Raw genomic sequence first — 18,272 nt, forward strand, 5'->3', positions numbered from 1 at the left:
GGCGCCGCTCACCCGTCCGGCCACCACGTGCGGTGGATGTCCTTTCGGACCTCCGGACGCTCTACCGGGCGCTCGTCGGCCTCGTCCCGCACGCGGCGGGAGTCCGACTTCCTCAGGGGCTTCTGCAGGGTTACGCGGCGCATGGCTGCCTCCTTGCGTCTACCTATGTCCGCGGTGACACGGAGGTAGACCCTTTCGGGGAGAGTTCCTCATCGGTCGCGATCTGTCTGTGGTGCCAGTCACGATTCGACTGTCAGTGGTGACTGTCACCCTGGTGCACATGGCGAGTAACAACGAGATGAATCCAGTGATTCCAGGGGCTGACGTCGACTGGGACGTAGAGTCCGTCACCTTCGACGAGGAGCCGGACCACGGGCTGCGCGATCCCGTCGTACGGGAGGCCTGGGCCGCCCGGTTGAGCACGTGGCTGCCGGAGCGGGCCTCCGACGTCCTCGACCTGGGTTGCGGCACCGGCAGCCTGTCACTCCTCGCGTCCGGGTGGGGGCATCACGTCACCGGGGTCGACCTCTCGCCGGGCATGGTCGACCTGGCCCGCGCCAAGCTCGCCGGGCGTGACGCGGTGTTCCTGGTCGGTGACGCTGCGGCACCGCCCGTCGGTGAGCAGCTGTTCGACGTCCTGCTCTGCCGCCATGTGCTGTGGACGCTGCCCGACCCCGGGCGCGTTCTGCGGCACTGGTGCGGGCTGCTGCGCCCCGGCGGGCGGCTCGTCCTCGTCGAGGGCGTGTGGGGGACGGTGAGCCCGGTCGGCATATCCGCGGACCGGCTCACCGCGCTCCTGGAGCCCCTCGCGGCGGACGTCCGGGTGGAGCGGCTCTCGGACGACTCGCGGTTGTGGGGGAGGGAGGTCGAGGACGAGCGGTACGCGGTGGTGGCCGGCCTCTGAGTGAACAGGGCCTCCTCCTAAGCGAGCAGGTCCTCGAAGTCACCCTTCCGGGCGAGGAGTTCGAGTTCGTCCAAGGCGTTCTCGGCGGCGGCCGCGGCCGCCGGATCCGTCGTCGCCAGGCCGCTCGCGGCGAACTCGTCCTCGTCCAGGCGGAGTACGGCCGTGCCGTCGGCGGAGCGCCACAGGTCCAGGTCGAGATCCTCGACGACCAGCTCGGCGGCGGCACCGCCGGGGGCGCCGGAGACGACGGCCGGGCGGGTGATGTCGCAGTACCAGCCCTTCAGCACGCCCTCGGCGTCGCGGACCTCCTTCACCGCGTACCAGCGGTCCCGCCAGTAGTACTCGGTGAAGACATCGCCCGCCTCGAAGCGTACGAAGCCGAAGTCGCGGACGCCCTCGCCCGCCCACGGCGCCCGTACGGTGACGCGGGTGCCGTCGTCGGCGAGCAGCTCGGCGGGGTAACGGATCTTCGTACGGCCCGCCTTGACGAGGACGATCTCCAACTGGGGGAGGGATTCAGTCGAGTTCGCGGACATAACGCACCTCCGTGGCGCAGATCTCGTAGCCGAACCACTTGTTGATCGCGATCATCGGACCGTTGCCGCTGTCGTTGCCCGTGAACGCCTCCGTGAAGCCGGCGGCGCGGGCGCGGTGCAGGGAGTCGTTCTTGGCGAGCTTGGCGAGGCCGCGGCCGCGGTGGGCGCGGGCGGTGCCCGTCATCACCGTGCCGTAGCGGGTGCCGCCGTCCGTGCGGGCCGCGCTGAACGCCGCGGGGCGGCCGTCGACGACCGAGACCGAGGTCAGCTCGGGGCTGAAGAGGGGGTGGTTCCAGGTCTCCTGGAGCCAGGCCTCGTAGTCCGTGAACTCCTGGGGGACGTCGCTGGGTTCGTCCGCCATCGTCTCCGCGTCCAGGTCGAACAGGGGGCGCGGATCGGCGGCGTAGTCGGAGCCCTTGCGGAGTTCGACGCCTGGGGGGAGGGCCTGACGGGGTGGCAGGGCACCGTTCGCCAGGTCCAGGCGGAGGAAGTACGCGGAGCGGCTCGCGCGGTAGCCGTGCTTCTCGGCGAAGGCGCGGTTGGCGGGGGAGTCCAGGACCCAGGCGAAGAGCTTCGTGGCACCCATGGCCGTCAGGTGCTCCTCGGCGGCGCGGACCAGGAGCGAGCCCGCGCCCCGGCGTGTGCTGTCCGGAGCGACGTACACGTTGAGATAGCCCTGGTCCGCCTCCGGGCTGTCGTGCACGATGCCGACGTTGGCCGTGCCGATCGCTTCGCCGTCCTGCTCGGCGAGCAAGGGCCGGTAGTGGGCGTCGGGGTGAGCATGCGTGGCGTCGTAAGCGACGGACTCGGGGGTGTGCAGCATGAAGGGGAGGGCGAGGTGGCGGACTCGGGCGAAGCCCTCGGCGTCCCGCCGGTCGTCGGGTCGGACGTCACGGACGATCACTGTCATGAAGACGCACGCTACGCGTGGGCTGTGCAGGGGTGCCTCTCATTTTCCGCCGGGTGCGGGACAATCGGCCCGTGACGCTGAAGATCCACATTGATGAGGGGGCCGCGCCCTACGAGCAGGTGCGCGCCCAGATCTCCGAGCAGGCCCGGTCCGGGGCGCTTCCGGTCGGCTACCGGCTGCCCACCGTGCGGGGGTTGGCCGAGTCGCTCGGCCTCGCCGCGAACACGGTCGCCAAGGCGTACCGGGCGCTGGAGGCGGACGGGGTGATCGAGACGCGGGGCCGCAACGGGACGGTCGTGGCCGCCGCGGGCTCGGCCGCCGAGCGCGAGGCGGCGACGGCGGCGCAGGCCTACGCCGAGCGCGTACGCCGCCTGGGCCTCACGGAGTCCGCCGCGCTGGACGCGGCGCGCGATGCCCTGCGGGCGGCGTACGGGGAGTAGGGGGCGCCTGTGCGCCGGGCGCGCTTGGGAGTAGGGGCGCCTGTGCGCCGGGCGCGCTTGGGAGTCGTATACGCGGATGGGGCGCCCAAGGCCCCAATCCGGCCCCCGGCGGTGCCGGATTGGCTGCGCAGGGTCCGGCACCGCCGAAGACCGCCGTCGTGGCCGATCGCCGTCCCGGCGGGGTTCGACTGGCCGCCCCCTACAGATACAGCCCCGCGTCCGCCCCCTCCCGCGGATCCGGTACCTGCGTCGGAGTCGTGCCCCGGCGCAGCGCGTACAGCTCCGCCAGGGTCGCGCCCTCGCGGGAGACGCCCTCTTCCGTGCCGAGCCAGTTCACGGCCTCGCGGCGGGTCAGCGGGCCGACCTCGATACGGGCGAGGCAGCGGCCGGGGCGGACGACGGCCGGGTGGAGGCGCTCCAGGTCCTCGTTGGTGGTGACGCCGACGAGGACGTTGCGGCCCTGGCCGAGGAGGCCGTCCGTGAGGTTGAGCAGGCGCGAGAGGGCCTGGCCCGCCGTGTGCTTGGCCTCGCCGCGGATCAGCTCGTCGCAGTCCTCGAGGAGGAGCAGCCGCCAGCGGCTCTTCCCCGTGCCGTCCTCCTCGCCGATCGCGATGTCCATCAGATATCCGACGTCGGAGAAGAGCCGCTCGGGGTCCAGGACGCAGTCCACCTGGCACCAGTCGCGCCAGGAGCGGGCGAGGGTGCGCAGGGCCGAGGTCTTGCCCGTCCCGGGCGGGCCGTGCAGCAGGAGCAGCCGGCCCGCGATGTCCTCCGGGGTCGTCTTCATCAGGGTGTCCATCGCGTCCGCCACCGGCGTGGTGTAGTTCGGCCGCACCTCGTCCCAGGTGCCGGCCGAGATCTGGCGGGTGGTGCGGTGCGGGCCGCGGCGCGGGGACACGTACCAGAACCCCATCGTCACGTTCTCCGGCTGGGGTTCGGGCTCGTCGGCCGCGCCGTCCGTGGCCTGGTCGAGGACCTTCTCGGCCAGCTCGGTACTGGTCGCGGTGACGGTGACGTCGGCGCCGCGGTTCCAGCGGGAGACGAGCAGGGTCCAGCCCTCGCCCTCGGCGAGCGTCGCGCTGCGGTCGTCGTCGCGGGCGGAGCGCAGCACGCGGGCGCCGGGCGGGAGCAGTGTCGCCCCGGACCGTACGCGGTCGATGTTGACGGCGTGCGAGTGAGGCTGCTCGCCCGTCGCGAAGCGGCCGAGGAACAGCGCGTCGATGACGTCCGACGGTGAGTCGCTGTCATCGACGTTGAGCCGGATCGGCAGAGCGTCGTGTGGGTTGGCAGACATGCCGCCATGATCCGTCACCAAGGGAACCTATGCACTGGATTTCCGCGGCCCGGTCCAGGTGTCCCCCGTGAGTGGCCCCAGCTCAACCGGCTTTCGGCCGGGTGTCCGAGAGGATCCCGCGCCGCCGCCGGTGTCACGGCCGCCGGAGAACGAGGCGGTTTCGTGGCCATACGGAACCTGTTCCACCGCCGATGCCCGACGTTACTGTTGCCCTTGATGGGACGTCATGGGTGGAATTCGGGGGCACGGCGGTGGCGGCTCACCGCGGTGCTCGGCGTGGGAGCGGCCGCGCTCGCCCTGCTGGTGACCCTGCTCAACACCCTGCCCGGGGACGGCGCGGGCACCGAGGGCACGACCCGCGACGGGGACAAGGTGCACGGCACGCCCGCCGCCCCGGCGAAGGCGGCGGAGCCGGAGGTCGGCTGGGGCTTCACGCACACCCAGTTCAGCGCCGACGAGGGCAGCGCCGCGGCCACCGGGCGCGTGGAGGGGCTGCTCTCGAAGCAGCCGATGCCGCAGATCCAGCACATCATGGGCTGGGGGGCCGGCAACCCCGAGCCGTCCAAGGGGCGTTACGACTTCGTCGAGATGGACCGCCGTGTCGACTTCATGCGTGCGTCCGGCGGCACCCCGGTCGTCACCCTGTGCTGCTCCCCGGACTGGATGAAGGGCGGCGGGTCCGGCGACACCGACTGGAGCGAGGCCGCTCTGGAGACCGCTCCGGACCCCGCGCACTACGACGACTTCGCCGCGCTCGCCGCGACCGTCGCCAAGCGCTATCCGGACGTACGCCACTTCATCGTCTGGAACGAGTTCAAGGGCTTCTGGAACGACTCGAAGGCCCGCTGGGACTACGAGGGCTACACCGAGCTCTACAACCTGGTCTACAAGGCGCTGAAGAAGGTCGACGAGGACATCATGGTCGGCGGGCCCTACCTCGTCATGGACAGTCTCGACCCGCGCCAGACACACGACGCCTCGCCGACCGTGAAGGGCGCCTGGGGCACCATGGACCAGCGTGTCCTGGACGCCTTCGACTACTGGAACAAGCACAAGGCGGGCGCGGACTTCGTCGTCGTCGACGGGTCCAGCTACACCAACGACGACGAGCTGCTGCCCGACGAGTTCGCGGCCACCGACAAGTTCACGGCCGTCGGCGAGTGGGTGCGGGAGCGGACGGGCGACCTGCCGCTGTGGTGGGCCGAGTACTACGTCGAACCGGCCGACGGCGACGACGAGCGCGAGGGCTGGTCCGAGACCCGCCGTGTCGCCGTCCAGGCCGCCGGTCTGATCGCGATGGCCCGCGGCGGCGCCACCTCCGGCTTCTACTGGAACCCGGAGAACGAGAAGGGCCCCGACTGCGCGGGCTGTCTGTGGACGCCGACGGACAGCGCGGACGGCGGTGAGACCCTGCCGATGTTCGACCTCGTCTCGCGGTTCGGCGAGGAGTTCCCGCCGGGGACGGCGTACGAGACGGTGTCCGTCGCCGCCGACGACGTGCCCCGCGTCCGCGTCCTCGCCACCGAAAAGACGGTCCTCGTCGTCAACGCGCTGGACCGGTCGACCAGCACGAAGGTCGATGGGAAGCAGCTCGAGTTGGGCGCGTACGAGGTGAAGTGGCTGGACCGCTGAGCCACTTCACCCTCGTACGCCTACCAAGAACTACTTCATCGTCAGGAACCGCTGCACCAGCGAAGCCAGCAGCACCGCGAGCAGCGGCAGCGCGAACCAGAAGCTGCTCTGCAGCCACCGCAGTTGCCGCACACTGGGCCGGACCGCGACCCGCACGGCCTCCCGCGCCGTCAGCAGCACGATCAGCGCGACGGCCGCGAGACCACCCACGACCGACCACGGCGTCCAGGTCACCTGGGGCCCGATCGGCCCCGGATCGGCCTTCGGGATCTCGCCCTCGGGCTGCTTGCGCAGGGAGTACATCGTGACGTCGTCGTTGACGAAGACCTTTTTCAGCTCCTGTCGTTCGTCGAGGTTCTTGAGGAGCCGCGTCTGCCAGGTCGGTGAATAGCCCACGTCCAGCTGGAGATAGACCACCTGACTGCGGTTGATCATCAGGTACGAGTTCGGGCCCGCGTCCTTGAGCGCCTTGACCAGGCCCGACACCAGGACCGGATCGACGGGCGCCAGCGTGGGCACGTACTCCACCTTCTCCATGTCCCGCGAGCCCCATGGAATCGAGGGCGTGACGTTCTCGACGGTGTCGTTGCTCATCCACAGCAGCCGTACGGTCGGATCGTCGTGCGCGTACACGTAGTTCATGGCGGCGACCTCGCCCGGCCTGACCCGCTCGAAGGGCTCGTTGCCCCAGCGGGCCACCAGGAAGCCGCCCATGAGGACCAGACCCGCCATCAGGGCGGCGAGCGGTGCGAGGCTCACGCGGTCCCTGTCCCGTTCCTTCGCGGTGACTCCGGTGCGCGGGAAGAGGGCGAGTGCGGCGAGCATGGCCGCGCCCGGGAGGGCGAACATGAAGACGCGCAGCGCCATTTCGCCGCCGTACGACTGCATGCCGAAGCCCAGGAACGGCACGAAGGTGAGGACGAGCAGCGAGCGCTCGCGGTACTTGTTCTCGCGGCGGCGCCACCAGCCGTAGCAGGCGAAGGTCATCACGCCGGCGGCCAGCAGCACACGCGTGTAGAGGACGAGTTTGTGGGTCGAACTGCCGCCCTCGATGCGCCCGGAGACCGACGAGGACACGTTGCCGCCCACGCCGCCGACCCCGCCGAACAGCTCGTTGAAGTGGCCCGACCAGTACGGCTCGGCCATGAAGCCGACCCAGACGGCGACCAGTACCGCGAACAGGATGGGCAGGCCGCGCAGTTCGGAGCGGCCGACGAGGACGAGGACCGCGAGGACGCCCAGCATCACGAACGGGGTGAGCTGGTGCGCCGGTACGGTCGCCGCGAACAGGCCGATCAACACCATGAGCAGCACGGCCTGTTGGCGGCGGTTCGCCGGCTCGACCTCGGCCTCGCCGGGCCGCCTCTTCGTCCAGAGCACGCGCGGTGCCCGGAACCAGACGAGGAGGATCGCCACGAAGGCGAGGTACAGCAGATAGGTGAAGCCCTGCGGGGAGAAGTAGTCCTGGCCGACCCAGCCGCTGAGTACGAAGATCCAGATGCCGGTCCACTTGGCCCGCCAGCCCGCCCGCATCGAGCGTACGAGCAGGAACATCGGTGCCAGGTAGAGGAGTTGCATGGCCAGCGGCCACCAGCGGATCACCTCGGTGAGGTCGGTGACTCCGCAGGCCTTCGCGACGAACGCGGCCGCCGCGAAGAAGCCCGGCCAGCTCCAACGGGCGTCCAGGTCGGGTACGGCGGATCCGGTGCGGTCGATGTAGTCCAGGAACCCCAGGTGCTGCCATGCCGTCGCGAACCGTGGCTCCGTCTCGATCACCGCCGGGAGCGCGTGCAGCGAGACCACGGTGGCGAGCAGGGTGACGAGGAGGAGCCCCTTGTGTTCGCGGGCCATCCAGAGCAGTGAGGCGAAGACCGTGATCAGGAGGGCGGCGCCGACGAGGGTCGGCAGGGGCAGCACGGAGATCAGTCCGAGCCCGCCCATGCGGTCGAGGGCGCCGTCGTTGAGGGTGAGTGCGGGGACCCAGTAGAGGAGCAGGGCCGAGATCAGCAGGCAGCCGAGGATCACCCCCGGTTTGGTCGGGGGTGTCAACCCCTTGTGCGGGGACGGGGGTGGGGGGTCTTCCTTGTCTGCCGGGTGCGGGTTCTCTGTGGCTGGTCGCGCCCACGCGGCGGAGCCGCTGGATGTCACGCCCCGCGCCCCTATCGGGGCGCTTTCCGACTCCTGTGCTTCGAAGGGGGCGTCTATCTCCGGAGCCTCCGACGGGCCCACCGACGCCTCCGAACCCGGCTCCCGCGCCTCCACGGGCAGCCCGACCACCGACGGCTTCGTTCCCAGCGCCCAGGTCGGCCGGTGAATGGGCCGCACCGCCGGTGTTCCGGTGGGCGGTGTCCCCGGGCCCGGCCGCACGTCCGGCCGGCGCTCCAGGTGGTCGAAGTCGACATGGACGCCCAGGGCGAGGGTGTCCGCGTCCAGCGCCCACGCGGGCCCGCGCTTCGGCTTGGGCACCTCGCCCGCCCCGAGGTCTGCGAGGTCCCCGTCCGGTGCCGCGCCCGCGGGCACCTCGGCGGGCGCGGTCCGCAGGATCCGGTACAGCCGGGGCGCGGAGATCGTCACGATCACGGCGAGGCTGGCGACCTCCGCGACGCCCGCGCCGGTCAGGCCCATCCGGGGCAGGAGGATCACCGTCAGACCGAGCACCAGCGCGCACAACAGGCCCTGGAGCCAGGCGAGTCCAGCGGTGCGGCTCTGGGCGCGAAGGACCGCGAAGTACGTCTCCATGACGACCCGCAGCAGCCCGCCGATGGCGAACCAGCGCAGCAGCGGTGTCGCCGCGTCCGCGTACCCCTGGCCGAAGACGCGCAGGATGAACGGCGCGCCGAGGAACAGGAGCGCGCCCACCGGCAGCATGATCCGCGCCATCCGCTTGAGGGCGGCCCGGGTGTTGGCGGCCAGCCGCGCCGGGTCGTGCGAGCCCTCGACGGTGAGCGAGGCGCCCATGTTGATGGCCAGCAGGTTGACAGTGCCGCCGATGGTCGCGGTGATGTAGAAGTACGCGTTGTCGGCGGAACTGACCTGCGAGGCCACGATCACCGGGACGAGGTAGACCACGGCGAGCGAGAACAGCGAGCCGGTGTAGTCGCCCGCGAGGAAGCGCCCGATCTCCTTGACCGAGGGTGCTTCCGTGTCCTCCTTGGTCGCCTTCACATGGCGGGGCACCAGGCGCCGGAAGACCAGCCAGCCGAGCGGCACGGCGGACATGGCGATCGCCGCGACCCACGACACGAAGACGCCCGTCGCGGGGATCGCGGAGGCCAGGGCGACGAGCAGCACCAGCTTCACCACGGAGAACACGGTGTTGCCGACCGGCACCCACAGCGCGCTGCGCAGGCCGGTCAGCACCCCGTCCTGGAGCGTCAGCAGCGACCAGGCGACGACCGCGAGGACGAAGCCGAGGCCGGGCAGCGGTCCCTGCAGGAACCGGTACGAGGGTCCCCAGATGTTCAGCGTGAGCAGAAAGGCGACGGCGGCCAGCGCCACGACCACCGAACTGCCCGCGTACGTACGGAAGATGAGGCGCCCGGTGGCGCGGCCCGCGACCGGGATGAAGCGCGCCAGGGCGCCCGTCAGGGTCACCGCGGTGAGGCCCGCGAGGAGCTTCATCGCGGCGATCGCCGCGGAACCCTGGCCGACCGCGGTCTCGGAGTAGTAGCGGGCGGCGACCAGCCAGTAGCCGAGCCCGAGCACCGCGGAGATACCGGTGTTGAGCATCAGGGCGTAGGCGTTGCGGAACAGCTGGTTTCCTCCGCTCCCGCCCTTGCCGCGGCCGGGCAGGCGGAGGCGGCGGCCCGTGCGCTGTGCGGGCGCCTCGGCGGTCGGCGATGAAGCCTGGGTGGTGGTCGTCGTGTCAGACACGGGAACTGATGGCCTTTCGGCGGACCTGTCGTGCTCTTCGGACCATGGCGTACCCCTTGGTGAGGGCGCGGTCCCTGGCGAAGTTGAGGGCGATCGCGCGGCCTTCGACGAGCCGCTCGAACTCCTCTATCCCGGTGCTGCGGCGCACGGTGACACGCTGCAGGGCGTACGGTCCCTGGCGGCGGCGCGCCAGGGCGTTGCCGACGGCGAGCGACTGGGCGAAGCCCGCCGTACGCACCGCTTGGCGCACCCGGCGGCTGGAGTAGCCGTACGGGTACGCGAACGAGGCGGGGCCGGTGCCCAGTTCGTCGGCGATGATCTCCCTGCAGCGCAGCACCTCGAACCGGAGCGCGTCCTCGGCGAGCTGGTCCATCTGCGGGTGCGTATGACTGTGCCCGCCGATCTCGACCTGCTCGGCGGCGAGTTTGCGCACCTGGTCCCAGTCCAGCATGGTGTCGAGGCCGCCCCCGGTGTCGTACGCGCCCCTGATCCACCCCGTCGAGACGAACAGCGTGGCCGCGAAGCCGTGCTTGGCGAGCACGGGCAGCCCGTGCCGGTGCACGCCCTCGTATCCGTCGTCGAAGGTGACGAGGACGGGCCGCTCCGGCAGCGGTCCGCCCTCGCGCCAACTCGCCGCCAGCCGAGCCGTGCTGACCGGGGTGAACCCCTGCTCGTAGAGCAGCGCCATCTGCTCGGCGAAGGCGTCGGGCGTGACGGACAGTTCGCGCGTCGCGTCGCTCGGCTGCCGTGCGATCGAGTGGTACATGAGGATCGGCACAGGTCCGTTCATGCCGCGGCCTCCTCGTCGTCCGCTGCCGGGGGCGGGGCCACCTCGATCTCCACGACGGAGAACGTGGCGCCGCCCCTGCGGGCCCGGATGCTCCCGAGTGCGTACCCGCCCGCGGCCGTCAGCACTCCGGCGACGATGGCTCCCGCGCGGCCCGCGCCGCCCGGGCGTGCCAGTACCGCGTCCCGCAGCCCGCGGGCGACCCCGGCGGGCAGCACACGGGTGGTGTAGCGGCGCTCGGACTCAAGCCCCTTGTCGGCGCCGACACTTCGGGCGACGAGGGCTTTGGAGAGGCCCTCGGCGTACGCCCGCGTGCGGAAGTACGCGAAGTGCTCGCGTGCTTCCGGCACCCGGTGGTGGATAACCGCCCTGTCGTCGATCAGGAGGATCGCGTCCGGTCTGGCGCGGGTGAGGCGGATGCACAGCTCCGTCTCCTCGCAGCCCAGCGGGCGTTTGTCGCCGTCGCGGCCGATGCCGGTCGCGAAGCCCCCGGCCGCGTCGAACGCCGTACGGCGGAACGAGGCGTTGCCGCCGAGGACATTGCGGACCTGGACCCGGCCCGGGGGCAGGCCCCGGTATGTGCAGCCCACCACCCAGTCGAACTCCTCGGGGAACCAGGCCGGCCGGCGGCCCGACGCCCAGATCGGCACCGTACGGCCGCCGACGGCCATCACCAGCGGATCGTCGTACCCTGACGCGAAGTACCGCAGCCAGTCCCGCTCGGCGACGGCGTCGTCGTCGAGGAAGGCGATGATCCCGCCGCGCGCGGCGCCGATACCGGTGTTGCGGCCGGCGGACAGGCCGCGGGGGCCCGCGTTGGCGAGCACCCGCACCCCGTCGGTCTCCTTGTACTCCCTGGTCAGCCGCTCCAGGAGAGCGGCGTTGTGGTCCACGACCAGGAGCGTTTCCAGCGCGGGCAGGGACTGCGCCGCTACCGAGGAGACCGCCGCGAGGATGTCCTCCCAGCGGTCCTCGGTGTAGACGCAGACCACAACGGAGATGTCATGCTCGCTCAAGACACCTCTCCCAGGCCCGAGTTGATCTGAGCGGCGTGCGGCCTGCGGCGCAGCGCACGCCGGTTGGAGCGCTCCTTGAGGATCACCTTGAGCACCCGGATTCCGTCCCGGACGGCCCGCAGATTGCTGGAGCCGTGGATGCGGAGGTACTCGTGGCTCGGGATCTCCTGGACCTTGAGACCCGCCTTGACGACCCGGATGTTCATCAGGGTCTCGACCTCGAAGCCGGTGCAGTCGAGGTCGATCTTGTCCAGGCAGTGCCGCCAGAACGCGTTGTATCCGTAGCAGAGGTCGGTGTAACGCGCGCCGAACTTGGCGTTGACGGCCGCGCACAGCACATGGTTGCCGAGCTTGCGGATCGGTGTCATGTCGGACGTGCCGCCGCCGTTGGCGAACCGCGAGCCCTTGGCGAAGTCCGCCCCGGACACCAGCGCCGAGACGTACGACACGATCTCGTTGCCGTCGGCCGAGCCGTCCGCGTCGACCATCACGATGATGTCGCCGGTCGACGCCTCGAACCCGGTGATCAGGGCATCCCCCTTGCCCTTTCCGCGCTGCTTGACGACCTTGACGTCGGGCCACAGTCCACGGGCCACTTCGACGGTGTCGTCGGTGGAATTGCCGTCCACAAGAACCACTTCATGTATCCAGTCGGGAAGTGTCTTGAAGACGTACGGAAGATTCTCGGCCTCATTCATGGCCGGAATCACCACACTCACCGGTGGCGCAATGGCCAGGTGAGAGGAGATCGGTCGGTATTTGGCGGCCATGGTCGGATCTTGGCCCGAAACTGCTGGGCGCAGAACTGAGCTCATGAGTCTGGTCCCTCTCGTCCGGTGGACCGCCCGCCCCTGGGCGGTCCGGCTCTTTGTCCGGTTCGAAAGGGGGGTTCTCACTTACGGCATAACGAAATAGATCTCCGTGCGTGCCGGGTGAGCTGGCAAAGCTGCCGGCTTTCAGAAAACGCAAAAGCCGGTCGCGCGGACGACTCGGCACAAGTGGTCACCGAGCACGGCACCCCCCTACCGCGCCCCGCTCCGGGCCGTCGTCGCGATCTTGAGCCCTCCCCTAGATCGCATATGCGTTGATGACCCGATGCGGGTGAGATGTACGACGGTATTGATGAATGAGACCGTATGGCAAGACCTGGAACGAAGGCCTCACGTTTTTGATGGTTTGACCGTTACCTAATGCCTCGAACGGATTTTGCCCATCCGCTTGAGGATCCTGTCGGCCGGCTCGAACAGCTCCGGCCGGGCCAGCACCGCATTGCGCAGTGCCCGGACCGGGGCGCGGCGCGCCCGGTGCCCGATGGCGATCGGATGACGCCGGGTCACCCACCCTTCCGATACGGCGAGTTCCCGTGTCTTCAGGGAGTCCTTGTATTCCTTCTGGCCCCGCCCAAGATCCAGATATGCAATTCCGTCGGCGGCGGCCGCCTCGGCCATGCGCAAATGCAGGATCAGCCCGGGGGAGTACTTCGAGAACGCCGGGTCGTACGCCGGGAACCAGCAGGCCAGAACCCGTCCGGAGCGCAGCCCGAAGTGCCCGGCCACCGGCTTGCCGTCCGCGTACAGCACCGACAGGATCCCCGCGAACTGCTCGGAGCGGGTGTGGAAGAGCTGCTGCACCAGATGCGTGATCCAGGGGTGCGCGAAGCGGTCGCTGCGCCCGGTCCTGCGGTACTGCGCGGACTTCCAGTCCATCAGGGTGCGCAGCGCCTCGGGGTCGCGCTCGTCGTGGACGTAGCGCACCTCGCCGGCGTCCCGGCCGAGCTTGCGCTCCTTGGCGAGCGTCGTCCTGGTGAACTTCGGTGACCGCTCGCGCAGTTGGCTCAGATATGTCTCGTACCCCTGGTCGACGTCCATGACCGGGGAGGGGAAGGTGCCGGAGGCGCCCGACTCGAACGGCGCCTGCCCTTCCACCAGATGGTCGAACTCCCATACGGCGAGTCCGCAGGCCCGCAGCAGCTCGTGGGCGTCCCAGGTGAAGCCGGGCCGGTGCACGACACCCTGGCAGTCCGAGACGCCGATGCCGACGGCCCGGCCGATGCCGGCTCCGGTGCGCTGGAAGGGGAAGTACGCCACCCCCTCGCCGTTCTCCCGTACGACGGCGATCCGCACGCCGCGCCGGCAGCGGCCCACCGCGAGCGCGAACTCGGGGGACAGGAACGGGTTCGCCAGCTCGGGCGAGCCGTTCAGATGGGCCTTCGACTGCAGGGCGGTCCACGCCGCCCGGTCGGTGGCTGTCAGCTCGCCGGGACGGTACACGCTGATGTCCACGTCAGGAGGCCCGCCTACTCGAGGTACGGCCACGCAGGCGTCGTACCAGTACCAGCAGGAGCATGAGGGTGCTGAGCGCGGTGACGGCCGCGATCCCACCGGGCATCGACCACTGGTGCAGGGCCAGCATGCCCTGGGCCACCAGCATGTTGACGGCGACCCCTCCGGCGACCGACGCCAGGACGCGGCCGAACGGTTCAAGGCCGCGCAGCGCGGCCGCGATGGCGGCCGACGGCGCGGCGAGCAGGAAGAACAGCGTGAAAGGGCCGCGCAGCGGTGAGTCCGCGTCGGCGAACGCAAGAATCGCGCCGACGGCTCCCACGACCGTCGCGGCACCGGCGAGCAGCGGCAGCAGGTCCCTCCCCGGACCCTGCCCCGTCTCCTCCGTGGTGCCTGATGAAGGTGTCTTCATACGTATGGTCTGCATTGGCGACTTTGCCCCCCGAAGCGCCGGATGCCGGGCTTCAATGTCGCGCAGCGTACGCGTGGCCGTCAAGATGCGGAAGCCGTTGGCGAGACTCACTCCGGTCCTCAGACAACGGTTCCCCGGAGGCGCCGGCTGCCTCCGGGGAACTGCCGCTCAGGTCAAGCGAGTTGGGGCGTTACGGGACGAGCTTCAGGAGCTTGTTCGGCGAGCCGGTGCCCGGGCTGGTGACCACGTTGGACGTGGCACCGGCGACCAGGGCCGCGGAGACCTGCGCCGGGGTGGCCGAGGTGTGGCTCGCGAGGTAGATCGCCGCCGCGCCCGCGACGTGCGGCGTGGCCATCGACGTACCCGAGAGCGTGGCGGTGGCGGTGTCGCTGGTGTTGTAGCCGGCGACGATCGAGGAACCGGGGGCGAAGATGTCCAGGACCGAGCCGTAGTTGGAGTAGCTGGCCCTGGCGTCCGTGCTGGTGGTGGCGCCGACCGTGATCGCTGTGGCGACCCGGGCGGGGGAGTACGAGGAGGCGTTGGCGTTGCTGTTGCCCGCCGCGATCGCGTAGGTCACACCGCTCGCGATGGAGTTCGAGACGGCCGTGTCCAGTGTGGTGGAGGCGGATCCGCCGAGCGACATGTTGGCGACCGACGGGGTGGTGTGGTTCGCGGTCACCCAGTTGATGCCCGCGATGACGCCCGCGGTGGTGCCGGAGCCGGCGTTGTCGAGCACGCGGACCGCCACGATGTTCGCCTTCTTGGCGACACCGTAGGTGGAGCCCGCGATGGTGGTGGCCACATGGGTGCCGTGGCCGTTGCCGTCCTGCGCGACGCTGTCGCCCTCGACGGCGTCGTAGCCGTAGGTGGCGCGCCCGGAGATCTGGGTGTGCGTGATGCGGACGCCGGTGTCGATGACGTACGCGGTCACGCCGGTGCCCGCGGTGTCCGGGTAGGTGTAGGTGGTGGAGAGCGGCAGCGCCGCCTGGTCGATGCGGTCCAGGCCCCAGGGGGCGCTGGTCTGCGTGGTGTCGGTGAGGTGGACCGTCTGGTTCTGCTCGACCGTGGCGACCGACGGGTCGGCGGCGAGTCTCGCGGCCTCGTCCGCCGAGAGGGTGGCCGTGTAGCCGTTCAGCGCGGCGCCGAACGTCTTCTTCACCGTGCCGCCGTACTCGTTGATCAGCTCTTTGCCTTCGCTCGAAGAGGCCTTGAAACCGGCCGCCTTCTTGAGCGTGATGATGTAGCTGTCCTTGACGGCCGTGGGGGAGCCGGCGGCGAGCACCGTGCCCTTGGCCGGTGCGGCCTGGGCGGGGAGCGCGGTGAGTCCGCCTACAAGGGCTGCGGTCGCCACGGAGGTTATCGCGGCGATCCGGATCTTCTTGCTACGCAGTTGTGCCATTACGAGGGAGTCCTCCTCGGGCAGCGGCGCCTGGGTGGGGCGCGCGCGTGTGGGGGTGCGCGGAGATCGGGCGCACAGCCCGGAGTGTCGCGTTCCACCCCGGGTCGAGGTAAAGACTCGGTGATCTCCCCTTGCGACTCAAGGGCGTTGACCTCTTGTCACGACTCTGTCATGAGCACGTAATCAAACTCATGGTGAACACACAGGGTAGGGACCGGAAAGGCCCCGAAAGTCTTGGCATGGACACTTCCTGTCAACACGCGTAGCTGGTACGAAAGTTGTGGCAGAGATCCTGCTAAAGGGAGGTTCCATGAGACGTTCCCGAATTACGGCATACGTGACCTCACTCCTCCTCGCCGTCGGCTTCGCCCTTACCGGGGCAGCGGCGGCGCAGGCGTCCTCAACCCTTGCGGCCACCGGCTATGTGGCCCTCGGTGACTCCTACTCCTCCGGCGTCGGCGCAGGCAGCTACATCAGCTCCAGCGGCGACTGCAAGCGCAGCACGAAGGCCTACCCCTACCTCTGGGCGGCCGCGCATTCACCCTCGTCGTTCAACTTCACCGCTTGCTCGGGCGCTCGTACGGGTGATGTCGTCGCCAACCAGCTGACCCCCCTCAACTCCTCCACCGGCCTTGTCTCCCTCAGCATCGGCGGCAACGACGCGGGCTTCGCCGACGTCATGACGACGTGCGTGCTCCAGTCCGAGAGCAACTGCCTCGCACGCATCGCGACCGCGAAGGCCTACGTCGACTCGACACTCCCCGGCAAACTCGACACCGTCTACTCGGCGATCAGCGCGAAGGCCCCGTCCGCCCATGTGGTCGTCCTGGGCTACCCCCGCTTCTACAAGCTCAACGGCAGCTGCCTGACCGGCCTTTCGGAGGCCGAGCGAGCCGCGATCAACGGCGCCGCCGACTACCTGGACAGCGCGATCGCCAAGCGTGCCGCCAACCATGGCTTCACCTTCGGCGACGTCAGGGGCACCTTCACCGGCCACGAGATCTGCTCGGGCAGCGCCTGGCTGCACAGCGTGAACTGGCTGAACATCGGTGAGTCGTACCACCCGACCGCAGCGGGCCAGTCCGGCGGCTATCTGCCGGTCTTCACCGCCGTGGCCTGACCCTCCCAGTAGAGAGAGACGGAAGTCCTCTCTAGTAAGGAGAGACGGAAGCGGAGGCCCCGTCCGACGGGGTCTCCGTCACGCAAGTGACCGAGAACGGCACCGAGTTGGACGTCGCCTGCACAGGGCTGCGGATCTCCACGCCGATCTTGTTCTCGTACGTCCCCGACTCGTCGTACGTCGTCACCACGACCGCCTTCTGCTGGGTCCTGCCGCCGCTCGCGGGGAACGACACGGTCTTCCAGCCCGGGTCCGACACCTCGCCGGTCTCCGTCACCCAGCGGTACTGGACCTCCGCCGGCACCCGGCCGACCGTGAACGTCGCCGTGAAGGTGGGTGCTTGTGCGTCGGGAGGCGGGCAGGCACCGGAGTAGTCGGTGTGCGCACCGGCGACCGTCACCTGTACGGACTGGGCGGGCGGCGGCGTGGTCGTCCGGCTCTCGCCGGCCGGCGGGCTGGTGGAAGGGCTTCCGCCGCTCGCACCCTGATCGCTCCCGCTGTTGTTGTTCCCCGTCTCCGAACTCGCGCCGCCCGCACCGTTGTTGGTGCCGCCGCTGCTGATGGCGTCCCCTCCGCCGTCGTCCCCGTTGTCGCGGTTGATTAGGGCGTACGTCAGTCCGGCCAGCGCGAGCGCGAGCGCCACCATCCCCGCGATCAACACGACGGCGGCGCGGCGATTGCGGTCGGGCCCCGGCGTGGCGGTGGTCGCGGGAACGGTCGCGCCGGCCGCCGGATAAGGCGTCGGCGGTGTTGATCCGCGGGGATCCTGGGGGAACGCCGCGATCGTGGGCGCCTCCTGGCTCGGGGGCGGCGGGCCGAAGCCCGGGGTGGTCAGGGTGCCCCCCGCCGCGATGATCCGCAGCTCGTGCTCGGCCTGCTCGGCACCCAGCCGCTCGGCCGGGTCCTTGGCCAGCAGCCCTTCGATGACCGGGGCGAGCGGGCCCGCGCGGTGCGGCGTCGGCAAGGGCTCGTCGACGATGGCCCGCAGGGTGCTCAGCGGAGTGTTCTGCCGGAAGGGCGAGTTGCCCTCCACTGCCGCGTACAGCAGCACCCCCAGCGACCACAGGTCCGACTCGGGGCCGGGGGTGCGGCCCAACGCCCGCTCAGGGGCCAGGAATTCGGGCGAACCGATGACCTCGCCGGTCATGGTCAGCGCGGAGCTGCCCTCGACCATCGCGATACCGAAGTCGGTCAGCACGATCCGTCCGTCGTTCGAGATCAGGACGTTGCCCGGCTTCACATCGCGGTGCAGCACCCCGGCCTCGTGCGCGGCACGCAGTGCGGCGAGCACCTCGGCGCCGATGTGCGCGGCACGCTGCGGGGGGACCGGGCCCTCCGCGTCGAGCAGATCGGAGAGGGCGAGGCCCCGGATCAGCTCCATCACGATCCAGGGGCGGCCGTCGTCGGTGGCCACGTCGTACACCGTCACCACATTGCGGTTCGAGATACGGGCGGCCGCCCATGCCTCCCGCTCCAGGCGCGCGTACATCCGATCGACGTCGTGCGCCGGGATCCCGGCGGGCGCCCGGACCTCCTTCACGGCGACCTCGCGCTGCAGCACCTCGTCACGGGCGCGCCACACCGTGCCCATGCCGCCTTCGCCCAGGGGCGACAGCAGTCGGTAGCGCCCCGCGATCACACGTTCACTGCCCGGATCTTCGGACACG

Annotated in this window: 16 protein-coding genes; 4 read left to right on the top strand and 12 right to left on the bottom strand. The window is 70.2% G+C overall.

All coding sequences use genetic code 11. The features are described 5' to 3' along the window. Positions 1-8 precede the first annotated feature (8 nt). Positions 9-143 carry a hypothetical protein gene (locus OG246_RS22955; protein WP_266466656.1) on the bottom strand — a complete coding sequence of 45 codons (135 nt, stop codon included), beginning with the start codon at positions 141-143 and terminating at the stop codon, positions 9-11. Positions 144-280: 137 nt separating this feature from the next. Here OG246_RS22955 and OG246_RS22960 point away from each other — a divergent pair, with 137 nt between their 5' ends. Next, a complete protein-coding gene (locus tag OG246_RS22960; protein ID WP_266466658.1) occupies positions 281-904 on the top strand; it encodes a bifunctional 2-polyprenyl-6-hydroxyphenol methylase/3-demethylubiquinol 3-O-methyltransferase UbiG in 624 nt (207 codons plus the stop codon). A gap of 17 nt (positions 905-921) precedes the next feature. On the opposite strand, the gene OG246_RS22965 is transcribed toward OG246_RS22960, so the two are convergent. Together OG246_RS22965 and OG246_RS22970 are read right to left on the bottom strand one after the other, a co-directional pair. Next, the gene (locus tag OG246_RS22965; RefSeq protein ID WP_266466660.1) at positions 922-1,440 is read right to left on the bottom strand and encodes a DUF402 domain-containing protein; all 519 of its coding nucleotides are present in this window, start codon (positions 1,438-1,440) and stop codon (positions 922-924) included. Further along, complete coding sequence (locus OG246_RS22970; RefSeq protein ID WP_266466662.1) at positions 1,421-2,350, bottom strand: GNAT family N-acetyltransferase; 930 nt, start codon at positions 2,348-2,350, stop codon at positions 1,421-1,423. The genes OG246_RS22965 and OG246_RS22970 overlap by 20 nt, the downstream gene beginning before the upstream one ends. A 71-nt stretch (positions 2,351-2,421) precedes the next feature. Between OG246_RS22970 and OG246_RS22975 the strand changes: the two genes are divergently transcribed. Next, positions 2,422-2,790, top strand: coding sequence for a GntR family transcriptional regulator (locus tag OG246_RS22975; RefSeq protein ID WP_266466664.1), 369 nt, complete (start codon positions 2,422-2,424; stop codon positions 2,788-2,790). 199 nt (positions 2,791-2,989) lie between these two features. Here the strand turns inward: OG246_RS22975 and OG246_RS22980 are convergent, their stop codons facing one another. After that, positions 2,990-4,084: a DUF5925 domain-containing protein gene (locus tag OG246_RS22980; RefSeq protein ID WP_266466666.1), complete on the bottom strand. Its 1,095-nt coding sequence runs from the start codon at positions 4,082-4,084 to the stop codon at positions 2,990-2,992. Positions 4,085-4,300: 216 nt separating this feature from the next. Between OG246_RS22980 and OG246_RS22985 the strand changes: the two genes are divergently transcribed. Beyond that, complete coding sequence (locus tag OG246_RS22985) at positions 4,301-5,716, top strand: xylan 1,4-beta-xylosidase (RefSeq protein ID WP_266466668.1); 1,416 nt, start codon at positions 4,301-4,303, stop codon at positions 5,714-5,716. Between the two features lie 30 nt (positions 5,717-5,746). Here OG246_RS22985 and OG246_RS22990 read toward each other — a convergent pair whose 3' ends face one another. From OG246_RS22990 to OG246_RS23020, 7 genes are all read right to left on the bottom strand, one after another. Further along, on the bottom strand, positions 5,747-9,589 hold the full coding sequence (locus OG246_RS22990; RefSeq protein WP_266466670.1) for a lipopolysaccharide biosynthesis protein: 3,843 nt from the start codon (positions 9,587-9,589) through the stop codon (positions 5,747-5,749). Continuing rightward, positions 9,582-10,379, bottom strand: a complete 798-nt coding sequence (locus OG246_RS22995; protein WP_266466672.1) for a polysaccharide deacetylase family protein — start codon at positions 10,377-10,379, stop codon at positions 9,582-9,584. Before OG246_RS22995 ends, OG246_RS22990 begins: the two co-directional genes overlap by 8 nt. Further along, the gene (locus tag OG246_RS23000; protein WP_266466674.1) at positions 10,376-11,392 is read right to left on the bottom strand and encodes a glycosyltransferase family 2 protein; all 1,017 of its coding nucleotides are present in this window, start codon (positions 11,390-11,392) and stop codon (positions 10,376-10,378) included. The genes OG246_RS22995 and OG246_RS23000 overlap by 4 nt, the downstream gene beginning before the upstream one ends. Next, the gene (locus tag OG246_RS23005) at positions 11,389-12,207 is read right to left on the bottom strand and encodes a glycosyltransferase family 2 protein (protein ID WP_266466676.1); all 819 of its coding nucleotides are present in this window, start codon (positions 12,205-12,207) and stop codon (positions 11,389-11,391) included. The genes OG246_RS23000 and OG246_RS23005 overlap by 4 nt, the downstream gene beginning before the upstream one ends. Before the next feature lie 372 nt (positions 12,208-12,579). Then, positions 12,580-13,674 (bottom strand): GNAT family N-acetyltransferase, encoded by a 1,095-nt coding sequence (locus tag OG246_RS23010; RefSeq protein WP_266466678.1) that lies wholly within the window; start codon positions 13,672-13,674, stop codon positions 12,580-12,582. Position 13,675: 1 nt separating this feature from the next. Beyond that, entirely contained in the window at positions 13,676-14,086 is a 411-nt protein-coding gene (locus OG246_RS23015) for a hypothetical protein (protein ID WP_266466680.1), read from the bottom strand. A 190-nt stretch (positions 14,087-14,276) separates the two neighbouring features. After that, complete coding sequence (locus OG246_RS23020; RefSeq protein ID WP_266466682.1) at positions 14,277-15,485, bottom strand: S8 family peptidase; 1,209 nt, start codon at positions 15,483-15,485, stop codon at positions 14,277-14,279. A 310-nt stretch (positions 15,486-15,795) separates the two neighbouring features. Between OG246_RS23020 and OG246_RS23025 the strand changes: the two genes are divergently transcribed. Then, complete coding sequence (locus tag OG246_RS23025; RefSeq protein ID WP_266466685.1) at positions 15,796-16,605, top strand: SGNH/GDSL hydrolase family protein; 810 nt, start codon at positions 15,796-15,798, stop codon at positions 16,603-16,605. Between the two features lie 31 nt (positions 16,606-16,636). On the opposite strand, the gene OG246_RS23030 is transcribed toward OG246_RS23025, so the two are convergent. Continuing rightward, a complete protein-coding gene (locus OG246_RS23030; RefSeq protein WP_266466688.1) occupies positions 16,637-18,271 on the bottom strand; it encodes a serine/threonine-protein kinase in 1,635 nt (544 codons plus the stop codon). Position 18,272 lies beyond the last annotated feature (1 nt).

The organism is Streptomyces sp. NBC_00620 (genome assembly GCF_026341825.1).
In the GTDB taxonomy this organism is placed as follows: domain Bacteria; phylum Actinomycetota; class Actinomycetes; order Streptomycetales; family Streptomycetaceae; genus Streptomyces.